The organism is Rhizobium sp. 268 (genome assembly GCF_036571585.1).
GTDB lineage: Bacteria > Pseudomonadota > Alphaproteobacteria > Rhizobiales > Rhizobiaceae > Rhizobium > Rhizobium redzepovicii.
On sequence record NZ_JAPPSO010000023.1, the window covers coordinates 46,473 to 59,007 of the forward strand.

A 12,535-nucleotide genomic window follows, 5' to 3' on the forward strand; every position below is an offset into this window, starting at 1 on the left:
GCAATTCCAGCGGCGCCATCGCTCGGTGAGCGATGGCGCGTCTTCACTGGAATCACTTTAGCCGGCGGACGCCATAAGCCGCTGAATCTGCAGCATATCATTGCGAAATCGCACCATCTCCTCCGCTTTCAGTCGCTCGTCGGGAATGCGCAGCAGATAGGAGGGATGCACCGTCACGAAGAGCGTGCGTCCTCCTTCGATCGCCATTGCCTTTCCCCTGACATCCTGCAGGCGCTCCTTCACGTCGGTCAGCGCCGCAAGCGCCGTCGCCCCCATGGCGACGATCAGCTTCGGTTTGACGAGCGCCAGTTCCAGATCCAACCACCAGCGGCAATGCTTCACCTCGCCCATATTCGGCTTCTGATGGATACGGCGTTTGCCGCGCGGCTCATATTTGAAGTGCTTGACGGCATTGGTGACATAGAGCGCCGAACGGTCGATGCCGACGTCCGCGATCACCTGGTCGAGCAGTTTGCCGGCCGGGCCGACGAAGGGGCGCCCGGCAATATCCTCCTGATCACCCGGCTGCTCGCCGACGAACATCACCTCTGCATCGCGCGGCCCCTCCCCGAAGACGGTCTGTGTCGCCTTGGCATGAAGCGGGCAGCGGGTGCAGGCGGCGGCTTCGGCGCTGAGGGCTTCGAGCGTGCCGGCCGGCGCTTCGCGTTCTATGGGAAGGTTGCGGGCGGCCTCCTGAAGCCGGTCGTGAAAGGGCAGCGATTGCGTCGCCTCGCGCGCGGCCATCGCCCGCACCTGGCTCTCGGCGGAGGCGATCAGCCCGGGGATAAGATCGGCTTCCGGCAGGTTCTTCCAGTATTTTTTCGGCATTTCCGCCTGCATCGCCTTCAGCTTCAGCCGCGCCGGATTGAAAATGCTGGCATAGTAGGTGCGCCATAGCTCATCGGTGGTATCGGTGAGATTGGGCTTCTCGCAGGGGGCATCGCTGATCGTCAGCCGCTCGCCATCCCAGGCCGCCGACCCTTTGGGCGTGGCGATCAGCCAATCCATATCGGTGAAGCGCCGTTGGAAGAAGGGTGCCGTGCGCCTGACGATATGATGGTCCGGCTCGAACCAGGCGATGAATTTTCGACGGCCAGCAGCTGCCGCACCAACCTCTTTGAAACGGACGAAAGCCGTCATCTTGTGGGCGTCGCGCCGGACATTTTTTGCCATCAGGCGAGCCCGCACGACATCCTCGTCGGAGGCCACTTCGAGCAGTTGCCGGTCCATCTGCAGCCGCCAGAGCAGGCGGTAAAGCAAGGAGAACCGCGCCGGGTCGGAGTGGCAGAGGACCGTCTCGGCAAGCTCGATAAAGGCGGGCGGCACCGTCATCGGCTTGCGTGTCACCGGCACCGGCGGCATGGCGTCGCGTTGGAACGAAAGATCCGCCTCTGCGCTTTTTTCCCGCCAGTCGATCTCCTCAGGCAAAATGCCGGCGGCGGCAAAGGCGCGCGCGGCATCGCGCCATTCGGCAAGATCGCCCCGTCCCGCCAGCACGACCCGGCGCATCATAGCAGCGACAATTGTTCAGGTTTCGGCTCGAACATAGCGCGAAGATCCGGGCGGTCGATCAGCCGGCGCGGCGACCAGCCTTCCGCCGAGACGAAGGACTGGACTTTCTTGATCGAGATGCCGAGCCGCGAAAGATCGTCGAGCCGCAGCCGGCGAAAGCGGCGGGCCGAAACGATTGATTTGACCGTCTTGGTGCCGAGACCGGGAACGCGCAGTAGGCGTTCACGTTCGGCTTTGTTGATATCGACGGGAAATTCGGCCCGGTTGGCGAGCGCCCAGGCAAGCTTCGGGTCGAGGTTGAGGTCGAGCATGCCGCCCGTCTGGTTGGCGGTAATTTCGTCGATGCCGAACCCATAGAACCGATAGAGCCAGTCGGCTTGATAGAGCCTGTGTTCGCGCATCAGCGGCGGCTTGATCAGCGGCAGGTTTTTCGATGAATCCGGGATCGGGCTAAAGGCGGAATAATAGACACGCTTCAGGCCGTAACTGCTGTAAAGCCGGCCGCTGGTCGCAAGGATCGTCGCGTCATTCGCGCCGTCGGCACCGACGATCATCTGCGTGCTCTGGCCGGCCGGCACGAAGCGCTGACGCTTCTTCGTGCGCAGCGTCGGCTCGCCGGCGGCCTCGATCTTCAGCCTCAGATCGCCCATCGATCGGCGGATATTGGCGGGCTTCTTTTCCGGCGCGAAGCGGCTGATGCCATTATCCGTCGGCAACTCGATGTTGAGCGACAGCCTGTCGGCAAAAAGCCCCGCCTCCTCGATCAGACGCGGCGACGCCTCGGGGATCGATTTCAGATGGATGTATCCGCGAAAATTATGCGTCACGCGCAGTTCGCGGACGATGCGGACCATCTCTTCCATCGTGTAATCGGACGAGCGAATAATGCCCGAGGACAGGAACAGGCCTTCGATATAGTTGCGGCGGTAGAATTCCAGCGTCAGCCAAATGACTTCTTCGGGCGTGAAGCGCGCCCGTTCGACATTGCTCGAGGAGCGATTGATGCAATAGGCGCAGTCGTAGATGCAGAAATTGGTCAGCAGTATTTTCAGAAGCGAAATGCATCGCCCATCCGGCGCATAGGCATGACAGATGCCGGATCCCTCGGTCGAGCCGAGCCCGCCGCTTGCAGCCGAATCGCGTTTCACCGTGCCGCTGGAGGCGCAGGAAGCATCATATTTGGCAGCATCGGAAAGGATGGCCAAGCGTTCTGTTAGCGATTTCTTCATCAGTATGTTCACTATATGTTCTTACGAACAAAGTCAATCGCGGCGATCCGGCCTTGAGCGCGTTTTTGCGCCTGATGACCCGCTGTGGCGGCGGCTCGCTTTTTCGTTAATGCGAATTTTCTGGAAATCGGCCTTGGCGATCTGCTATAAGCACTTAACTAGGATTGTGGCACGGTTCCGAAGCTCCCCTTCGGGACCTGTTTTCTTTTGTGTTCGCGCCTGCTGCGTGGATACAAGGAGTGAAGGACAGAAAAATGGTTGAAAAGGTACCAATGACACCGGGTGGTTTCGTCAAGCTGCAGGAAGAGCTGCGCTGGCGTCAGCAGGAGGAGCGCCCTCGAATCATCGAGGCGATCGCCGAAGCCCGTGCCCATGGCGACCTTTCCGAAAACGCCGAATATCACGCCGCCAAGGAAGCCCAGAGCCACAATGAAGGCCGCATCAGCGAGCTGGAAGACCTGACGGCGCGCGCCGAGGTCATCGACCTGACGAAGATGTCCGGCGACAAGATCAAGTTCGGCGCCAAGGTGAAGCTCGTCGACGAGGACACCGAAGAAGAAAAGACCTACCAGATCGTCGGCGACCAGGAAGCCGACGTCAAAGCCGGCCGTATCTCCATATCCTCGCCGATCGCCCGCGCGCTCATCGGCAAGGAAGTCGGCGATTCCATCGAGGTCAATGCCCCCGGCGGCTCCAAGGCCTACGAAATCCTTCAGGTTTCCTGGGGCTGACCGCCCGCCACAGACGAGACCCCTCCCTTGCCTGATATGCGTGACGTCGAGATCATCGCGCCCAATTTCAAGCGCCGGCTCTCCGGCGTCACGTCGACCATCGTCCAGCTCATCCCCTGCCAGATCCGGCTCGGCATGAGGATCGCAACGCTCGGCCCCGGCCTGCCGGAAGGCTTGGCGAAGCTGAGATGGTCGCAGCTCCTTGGCCTTTGGCGCCCGCCGCCGCGCCGGCGGCGGCGTGTCTGGCACGCCCGCCGCAACAATGAGATGGCCGTCGGCATCCTGCTTCGCCATCTCCTGCGCATGCCGCTGAAACTCATCTTCACCTCGGCCGCGCAGCGCCGCCATACCGCCTATACGAAATGGCTGATCCGCCGCATGGACGCGGTGATCGCGACCAGCGACCGCTCCGGCTCGTTCCTCGAGGTGCCGCACACGGTCATCCAACACGGCGTCGACCTTTCGCTGTTCCATCCGCCGGCAACGGCAGAAGACGGCATTGCCGCCACCGGTCTGCCGGGCCGTTATCTGGTCGGCTGTTTTGGCCGCGTGCGCCATCAGAAGGGCACCGATCTTTTCGTCCGTGCAATGATCGAACTCTTGCCACAGCACCCGGAATGGACGGCCGTCGTCTCCGGCCGGGTGACGGCGGAGCACATCGCCTTCGCAGACAAGCTCAAGGCGGATGTCGCCGCCGCGGGCCTTAGCGACCGAATCCTCTTCCTCGGCGAAGTGCCCGATATCAAGGTCTGGTATCGCCGCCTGACGCTTTATGTCGCCCCCTCCCGCAACGAGGGTTTCGGGCTGACCCCGCTCGAAGCCATGGCTTCGCGAACGGCGGTGGTGGCATCGGACGCCGGCGCCTATGCCGAGCTCATAGCCGAAGGTGAGACCGGATCGGTGGTGGCGGCCGGCGACAGTGAAGCGCTGACACGGGCGATCGCGCCTTATATCGCCGATCCCGGTCTGGCGGTCGCGCATGGCGAGAATGCACTGCGCCATGTCAGAGCGAATTTTGCGCTGGAGAAGGAAGCAAACGCGATCGGCGCCATTTACGACCGTCTTCTCGGCGGCAACCGCTGAAGCAGAAAGCGAAACGGCCCGTCGGATAACGGGCCGCTGCAAAGATTGCCAACAATCGTGCTGATTATTCCGCCGGCTGCAGTCCGGCGGCCGGAGCGCTTTCTTCTGTCTGGCCGCCCAGGGCCCTGGCGAGCTGCGCGGTATCCAGTTCGTTTTCCCAGCGTGCCACGACGATCGTCGCCACGGCATTGCCGACGAGGTTGGTCAGCGCCCGGCATTCCGACATGAAGCGGTCGATGCCGAGGATGAGCGCCATGCCGGCGACCGGCACGGAGGGCACGACGGAGAGCGTGGCGGCAAGCGTGATGAAGCCGGCACCGGTGATGCCTGCGGCACCCTTGGAGCTCAGCATCGCTACCAAGAGCAGCAGGATCTGGTCACCCCAGGAGAGGTTGATGCCGGTTGCCTGGGCGATGAACAGCGCCGCCAGCGTCATGTAGATGTTGGTGCCGTCGAGATTGAAGGAATAGCCGGTAGGGATGACGAGGCCGACGACCGAGCGCTTGCAGCCGGCCTTTTCCATCTTGTTCATCAGGCCCGGAAGTGCGGCCTCCGACGACGAGGTGCCGAGAACCAGCAGCAGCTCTTCCTTGATGTAGCGCAGCAGCGCCAGGATCGAGAAGCCATTATAGCGCGCAACGGCGCCGAGAACGACGAGAACGAAGAGCAGCGACGTGAGGTAGAAAGTGCCGATCAGCATGGCGAGATTGGCGATCGATCCGATGCCGTACTTGCCGATGGTGAAGGCCATGGCGCCGAAAGCGCCGATCGGGGCAGCTTTCATCAGGATGGCGACGAGCTTGAAGACCGGCGCCGTCAGAGCATTGAGGAAATTGACGACCTGCTCGCCCTTTTCGCCGACCATGGCAAGCGCGATGCCGAAGAGCACCGAGAAGAACAGCACCTGCAGAATGTCGCCATCGGCAAAGGCGCCGACGATCGTCGTCGGAATGATATTGGTCAGGAAGCCGACGATGCTCTGCTCATGCGCCTTCGAGGCGTAGGTGGCGACGGCGGTGGGATCCAGCGACGCCGGGTCGATATTCATGCCGGCGCCGGGCTGGACGACATTGGCGACGACCATGCCGATGACCAGCGCCAAGGTCGAGAAGGTCAGGAAGTACAGCATCGCCTTGCCGGCGACGCGGCCGACCTTCTTCAGGTCGCTCATACCGGCAATGCCGGTCGCCACCGTCAGGAAAATGACCGGCGCGATAATCATCTTGACGAGTTTGATAAAGGCATCGCCGAGCGGCTTCAGCTGCGCGCCGAGTTCGGGATAGAAATGGCCGAGAAGGATACCCGCGGCGATAGCGGCGAGAACCTGAACGTAAAGATGGGAATAAAAGGGCTTCTTGCCCTTGCTGTCTGCGACTGCATCAAATGGTGCTGCGATCATGATGTCCTCCTTAAGGCTCGTCCGGAACGAACTCCGGCCTCCCGAGCCGTTCGCTTCAATCCAACAGCTCAGCCGTTGTTGCCATCTCCTTCGCAATCACTGTGCCAGTTTTGACGTACCTGACTAGAGCGTTGATTTTATTTAATAAAAATTTCCACGGCCGATGAAAGCCCATCAAGAAATGCGGAAATCCGCACAAATCCATTTGCAACTAGTGCAGAAAAATGCACAAATTCGCCATGTCCCTGTCCCTGTCATCGCTGTGGCCTTCCCTGCCCCTGCGGCACCGCATCCGCCGGATGTGGTGGGCTTATGCAGTGATCGCGCTTGTTGCCGCCGCCCTCGGTCTGTGGGCAAGCGGCGAGATCGGCCGGCGCCATGCCGAGGCGGCCCTCGAAGAACAGGCCCGCACCGATGCCAGGCTGAATGCGGCATTGCTGCGCACGGTTCTCGAAAAATACCGGGCGCTGCCTTTCGTGCTGTCGCAGGATACGGCACTCGCCGCAGCCCTTGCGGGAAACGATGCCGGCACCTTCGAGCGGCTCAGCCAGAAGCTGGAGACGCTGGCGGCGGGAACCAAGGCTGCGGTCATCTATGTCATCGACAAGGACGGCATGGCGGTTGCGGCTAGCAACTGGCGCGAACCGACGAGCTTCGTCGGCAACGACTATCGTTTTCGGGAATATTTTCAGGGTGCGGTCGCTGAAGGACAGGCCGAGCACTTCGCGCTCGGCACAGTCAGCAAGAAACCCGGCCTTTATATCTCCGAGCGGATATCAGGCAGCAGCGGGCTGCTCGGTGTCGTCGTGGTCAAGGTCGAGTTCGACGACGTCGAAGCGGATTGGAGCGCCACGGACGCCCCCTCCTATGTCATCGACGATCGCGGCATCGTCCTCATCACCAGCGTTCCCTCCTGGCGGTTCATGACGATCGGCCGGATCCCCGGGGACCGGCTGACGACGATCCGCGAAAGTCTGCAATTCGGCGATGCGCCGCTGCAGCCGCTGCCGCTCGATACTGTGCGAAGTCTCGGCGAGAACCTCGACATCGTCGAAGTCGTCATGCCGGGAAGCGCAGGAAAAACCAGCTTTCTCGATGTCGGGATGCCGGTTCCCGCGACCGCCTGGCATTTGCAGCATCTCGTGGCGCTGGGGCCGTCCGTCGATGCGGGCATTCGCGAGGCCCGTATGTTGGCGCTGCTCACGCTCTTGCCGCTGCTGGCGGGCGCCGCCTTCCTGTTGCGCCGCCGCCAGGCGGTCACCCTCAGGATTTTGAGCGAACAGCAGGCGCGGGAGGAATTGGAACGGCGCGTGGCCGAACGGACACAGGATCTCAGCCAGGCGCGGGATCGGCTGCAGGCCGAGATCGTCGGCCACAGGAGCACCGAGCAGAAGCTGCAGGCGGTGCAGCAGGATCTGGTGCAGGCCAACCGGCTGGCGATCCTGGGCCAAGTGGCGGCCGGCGTCGCCCATGAGATCAATCAGCCGGTGGCGACCATCCGTGCCTATGCCGACAACGCCCGCACCTTTCTCTACCGCGGCCAGACCGCGCCGGCCGGTGAAAATCTCGATAGCATCGCGGCGCTGACGGAACGTATCGGCTCGATCACCGAGGACCTGAAGAGTTTTGCCCGCAAAGGCCGCGGCAGCGCCGAACCAACCGGCTTGAAGGATGTCATCGAGGGGGCCGTGATGCTGTTGCGCAGCCGCTTTGCCGGCCGCATGGACACGCTCGACATCGACCTGCCGCCGCCCGACCTGCAGGTCATGGGCAACAGGATCCGCCTCGAACAGGTGCTGATCAACCTGCTTCAGAACGCGCTTGAAGCGGTGGCGCCGAAGGCCGACGAGGCGCGCGTCGAGGTCAGGACGTCAAGCGAAGGGGAGATGGTGACGCTGACGGTTGCCGACAACGGCCCCGGCATTTCGCCTGAGATCCGCAAGGGCCTGTTCACGCCGTTCAACACCTCGAAGGAAAGCGGCCTCGGCCTCGGGCTGGTCATCTCCAAGGATATCGTCGGCGATTACGGCGGCCGGATGGAAGTTGACAGCAACGGCGGCGGGACTCGGTTCGTCGTTCATCTGAGGAAGGCTTGAGATCATGGCCGCACCGATGCCCGTTGCGCTGATCGACGATGACAAGGACCTGCGCCGCGCCACCGCCCAGACGCTGGAACTCGCCGGATTTTCCGTCTCGGCCTATGAGGGAGCGAAGGCCGCGCTGGCCGAGCTGTCCGCGGATTTTGCCGGCCCGGTCGTCACCGATATCCGCATGCCTGAGATCGACGGATTGCAGTTGTTCGCCATGCTCAAGGGCATCGACGCCGACCTGCCGGTGATCCTGATGACCGGTCATGGCGATATTCCAATGGCCGTTCAGGCGATCCAGGACGGCGCCTATGATTTCATCGCCAAGCCGTTTGCGGCCGACCGCCTCGTCCAGAGCGTGCGTCGCGCCGGCGAGAAGCGGCGGCTCATCCTGGAGAACCGCATGCTGCGCAAGGCGGCCGAAGATGCGCAGGAGAATTCGCCGCTGATCGGCCAGACGCCCGTCATGGAAAATCTGCGGAAGATCCTTCGCCACATCGCCGATACCGATGTCGACGTGCTCGTTGCCGGCGAGACCGGCAGCGGCAAGGAAGTCGTCGCCCAAATCCTGCATCAGTGGAGCCACCGCCGGAAGGGCAATTTCGTGGCGCTGAACTGCGGCGCGCTCCCCGAAACCGTCATCGAAAGCGAGCTGTTCGGCCACGAGGCCGGCGCCTTTACCGGCGCCCAGAAACGCCGCACCGGCCGCATCGAACATGCAAGCGGCGGCACGCTTTTCCTCGACGAGATCGAGAGCATGCCGGTCGCCACCCAGGTCAAGATGCTGCGGGTGCTGGAGATGCGCGAAATCACTCCGCTCGGCACCAATGAAGTACGCTCGGTCGATCTGCGCGTCGTCGCAGCCGCCAAGATCGATCTCGGCGATCCCGATCTGCGCGGCGATTTTCGCGAGGACCTCTATTACAGGCTGAATGTGGTGACGATCTCCATTCCGCCGCTGAGGGAGCGCCGCGACGATATTCCGCTGCTGTTTTCTCATTTCGCCGCGCGCGCCGCCGAGCGCTTTCGCAGAGAGGTGCCGGAGCTGTCGCCCGAGATGCGTCGCCACTTTGCCTCGCACGCATGGCCGGGCAATGTCCGCGAGCTCTCGCATTATGCTGAGCGTGTGGTGCTGGGCGTCGAAGGCGGCGCAGCCGCACCGGTCCCTGCTCAGCCGACCGGCGGCGGCACCCTGCCCGAACGGCTGGAACGCTACGAGGCGGAGATTATCCGCGACGCGCTCACGGCCAATGACGGCGACGTACGCAGCACCATCGAGGCGCTCGGCATACCGAGAAAGACGTTTTACGACAAGCTCCAGCGCCACGGGATCAACCGCGGTGGCTATACTGCGCGCAAATAGACTGTTTCAGACTTCCACCAGTCCCAGCTTCTTCACCTGTCGGATCGTCAGCATGGTGCGCACGGTATCGACATGTTCGTTCGCCGTCAGCACCTCGATGACGAAATCCTGGAAGTGGGTGAGATTCTCCGCCACGCAATGCAGCAGGAAATCGCTGTCGCCGGAGACCATCCAGGCCTGGCGCACCAGCGGCCATTCGGCGGTGGCGGCGGCGAAGGACTTGAGATTGCCTTCCGACTGATGCTTGAGGCCGACCATGCAGAAAGCGACGAGGTCGAAGCCGAGCCTCGGGCTGTTCAACATTGCATGGTAGCCCTCGATGATGCCCGCTTCCTCGAGCTTGCGCACCCGGCGCAGGCATGGCGGTGCCGAGATGCCGACGCGATCGGCCAGCTCCACATTGGTCATGCGGCCGTCGGCCTGCAATTCCCGGAGGATCTTAATATCGATGACGTCGAGCTCGGCGCGACCCACATCATGGCCTTTCTTTAATTCTCCGCGGGGAGCTTCTATATAAAGCCGCGGAATACGCAAGAATGTTTCACGCCGATGACGGATTCTTGCACATCCGCCCGATTTGCCTTGTTGGTAACGCAAGGCTGCCCTTGAATAAAAGCATTGGACGTTCATAAATGGCGCAGGGACCGCGAAACGGCCGCAATCGCCACTTAGCCGCCGCCCTCCTGCCAGTCGAAAGGAAATGACATGCCCGCCCGCCACACCAAGGTGCTCATCATCGGTTCCGGACCCGCAGGCTATACTGCCGCGGTCTATGCCGCGCGCGCCATGCTGAAGCCGGTCTTGATCGCCGGTCTCGAACAGGGCGGCCAGCTGATGATCACCACCGATGTGGAGAATTATCCGGGCTTTGCCGATCCGATCCAAGGTCCCTGGCTGATGGAACAGATGCTGCAGCAGGCAAAACATGTCGGCGCCGAGATCGTCAACGATCTGGTCACCGAAGTCGACATGAACCAGCGCCCCTTCGTCGCCCGCACCGACAGCGGGCAGGTCTGGACCGCCGATACGCTGATCATCGCCACCGGCGCCAAGGCCAAGTGGCTCGGCATCGAGAGCGAGCAGCATTTCCAGGGCTTCGGCGTTTCGGCCTGCGCCACCTGCGACGGATTCTTCTATCGCAACAAGGATGTGATTGTGGTCGGCGGCGGCAACAGCGCCGTCGAGGAAGCACTCTATCTCTCCAACATCGCCAAGTCGGTGACACTGGTCCACCGCCGCGACTTCTTCCGGGCCGAGAAGATCCTGCAGGAACGCTTGTTCTCCAAGGAGAACGTCAAGGTGCTGTGGAACACCGAAGTGGCCGAAATCACCGGCACGCCGGCCAAGCCGCCGATGCCGCAATCCGTCTCCGGCGCACGCCTGCGTGACGTCAAAACCGGCGCGATCACCGAGGTGGCAATCGACGGCGTCTTCGTCGCCATCGGCCATGCGCCGGCAACCGAGCTCTTCAAGGACAAATTGAAGCTGAAGGACAACGGCTATCTCTGGACGGCGCCGGACTCGACCGCGACCAGCCTGGAGGGGGTCTATGCCGCCGGCGACGTGACCGACGATACCTTCCGTCAGGCAATCACTGCCGCCGGTCTTGGATGCATGGCAGCGCTTGAAGCCGAGCGCTATCTGACGGGTCACATGCCCGTCGCCGTAGCCGCGGAGTAAGATCGGCATGAGGGGTGGGGGAATGCCATTGGATTGGGATAAGCTGCGTATTTTTCACGCAGCTGCCGAAGCGGGTTCGTTCACCCATGCGGCGGATAAACTCCATTTGTCCCAGTCCGCCATCAGCCGCCAGGTGAGCGCGCTGGAGCAGGATGTCGGCACCAAGCTGTTTCACCGCCATGCGCGCGGCCTGATCCTGACGGAACAAGGCGAGCTGCTTTACCGCACAGCCCATGACGTGCTGCTGAAGCTCGAAACCGTGAAGATGCAGCTGACGGAAACCAACGAAACACCGTCCGGCAAGCTGCGCGTCACCACCACGGTCGGCCTCGGCCAAGGCTGGCTGACCGACAAGATCCAGGAATTCCTGCAGCTTTATCCCGATGTGCAGATCCAGCTGATCCTCGACAACGAGGAAGTGGATGTGAACATGCGCCATGCCGACTGCGCGATCCGCCTGCGTCAGCCGCAGCAATCCGACCTCATCCAGCGCAAGCTCTTCACCGTGCACATGCACGTCTATGCCGCTCCCTCCTACATCAACCGCCATGGCGAGCCGCAGAAGATCGAGGATCTCGACAATCACCGCATCATCACCTTCGGCGAGCCGGCGCCGAGCTACCTGCTCGATGTCAACTGGCTTGAGGTCGCCGGCCGGTCGTCGGACAACAAGCGCATCCCGCATCTGCAGATCAACAGCCAGACCTCGATCAAGCGCGCCGCCCTGCTCGGCATCGGCGTCGCCTGCCTGCCGGACTACATCGTCGGCCGCGATCCTGGCCTCATTCAGCTGGCGATCAATGCCGACGTTCCCTCCTTCGACACCTATTTCTGCTATCCCGATGAGATCAAGAACGCCGCCAAGCTGAAGGCTTTCCGCGACTTCATCGTCAGCAAGGCCAGAAACTGGAATTTCTAGAATATCATGCCGAAAAGTGAGAGTGGCTTTCAGACGAGATCATGCTCACCTTCTTTGATTTAGATCCGGATGATTTTGGGCCGGATCGGCTTTGTATCATCGGATCTAAGCCAGATTTATGGAATGTTTTCCATACTATGCATTGAACGCATGACTGGCATGCACAAATAAGGGTTGCCGTTTGCCCATTAAACCACCATATCGCACATAGCTGATGCACATGGTGGCTTTTCCTCCCAGTTCCACCGCATTAGCTGTTCCCCTCTGGAGGTTTTTGACCTTCACACTTATAAGGGCCCTGGTTTTCCAGTGGCCCTCTTTTTTTGCCCTTGCCCGCCCAGGAAATGCTGCGTCGCAAAAAAATTGTGCGACGCATAGCAGGCATGCACAAAAAAGCATTGAAACCTGCCCAAGGAAGCACCATATTTCTCTCAGCTGATGCATCTTGTGGTTTCTCTCCCAGTACCACCGCATTAGCTGTTCCCCTCTGGAGGTTTTTGACCTTCACAATTACAAGGGCCCTGGTTTTCCG

Annotated in this window: 11 protein-coding genes; 6 read left to right on the forward strand and 5 right to left on the reverse strand. The window is 61.6% G+C overall.

Annotated elements, in window-relative coordinates; all coding sequences use genetic code 11:
- Window positions 1-57: 57 nt before the first annotated feature.
- Together OS035_RS30180 and OS035_RS30185 are read right to left on the reverse strand one after the other, a co-directional pair.
- Window positions 58-1,509, reverse strand: coding sequence for a UdgX family uracil-DNA binding protein (locus tag OS035_RS30180; RefSeq protein ID WP_183777658.1), 1,452 nt, complete (start codon window positions 1,507-1,509; stop codon window positions 58-60).
- Window positions 1,509-2,741 (reverse strand): putative DNA modification/repair radical SAM protein, encoded by a 1,233-nt coding sequence (locus OS035_RS30185; RefSeq protein WP_097626786.1) that lies wholly within the window; start codon window positions 2,739-2,741, stop codon window positions 1,509-1,511. The genes OS035_RS30180 and OS035_RS30185 overlap by 1 nt, the downstream gene beginning before the upstream one ends.
- 254 nt (window positions 2,742-2,995) lie before the next feature.
- Between OS035_RS30185 and greA the strand changes: the two genes are divergently transcribed.
- Window positions 2,996-3,472, forward strand: coding sequence for a transcription elongation factor GreA (greA, locus tag OS035_RS30190; protein ID WP_003565408.1), 477 nt, complete (start codon window positions 2,996-2,998; stop codon window positions 3,470-3,472).
- 27 nt (window positions 3,473-3,499) lie between these two features.
- Complete coding sequence (locus OS035_RS30195) at window positions 3,500-4,555, forward strand: glycosyltransferase family 4 protein (RefSeq protein WP_097626784.1); 1,056 nt, start codon at window positions 3,500-3,502, stop codon at window positions 4,553-4,555.
- Between the two features lie 64 nt (window positions 4,556-4,619).
- Here OS035_RS30195 and OS035_RS30200 read toward each other — a convergent pair whose 3' ends face one another.
- The gene (locus OS035_RS30200; protein WP_097626782.1) at window positions 4,620-5,954 is read right to left on the reverse strand and encodes a dicarboxylate/amino acid:cation symporter; all 1,335 of its coding nucleotides are present in this window, start codon (window positions 5,952-5,954) and stop codon (window positions 4,620-4,622) included.
- Window positions 5,955-6,178: 224 nt separating this feature from the next.
- Here OS035_RS30200 and OS035_RS30205 point away from each other — a divergent pair, with 224 nt between their 5' ends.
- Complete coding sequence (locus OS035_RS30205; protein ID WP_097626780.1) at window positions 6,179-8,050, forward strand: sensor histidine kinase; 1,872 nt, start codon at window positions 6,179-6,181, stop codon at window positions 8,048-8,050.
- 4 nt (window positions 8,051-8,054) lie between these two features.
- Window positions 8,055-9,404, forward strand: a complete 1,350-nt coding sequence (locus OS035_RS30210) for a sigma-54-dependent transcriptional regulator (RefSeq protein WP_097626778.1) — start codon at window positions 8,055-8,057, stop codon at window positions 9,402-9,404.
- A 6-nt stretch (window positions 9,405-9,410) separates the two neighbouring features.
- Here OS035_RS30210 and OS035_RS30215 read toward each other — a convergent pair whose 3' ends face one another.
- Window positions 9,411-9,878, reverse strand: a complete 468-nt coding sequence (locus OS035_RS30215; protein ID WP_003593144.1) for an Lrp/AsnC family transcriptional regulator — start codon at window positions 9,876-9,878, stop codon at window positions 9,411-9,413.
- Window positions 9,879-10,109: 231 nt separating this feature from the next.
- Between OS035_RS30215 and trxB the strand changes: the two genes are divergently transcribed.
- Window positions 10,110-11,084 carry a thioredoxin-disulfide reductase gene (gene trxB / locus OS035_RS30220; RefSeq protein ID WP_097626776.1) on the forward strand — a complete coding sequence of 325 codons (975 nt, stop codon included), beginning with the start codon at window positions 10,110-10,112 and terminating at the stop codon, window positions 11,082-11,084.
- Window positions 11,085-11,106: 22 nt separating this feature from the next.
- Entirely contained in the window at window positions 11,107-12,003 is an 897-nt protein-coding gene (locus tag OS035_RS30225) for a LysR family transcriptional regulator VtlR (protein ID WP_003593139.1), read from the forward strand.
- 250 nt (window positions 12,004-12,253) lie between these two features.
- Here OS035_RS30225 and OS035_RS30230 read toward each other — a convergent pair.
- On the reverse strand, window positions 12,254-12,535 hold a 282-nt coding region (locus OS035_RS30230; RefSeq protein ID WP_331814650.1), incomplete at its 5' end, for a hypothetical protein.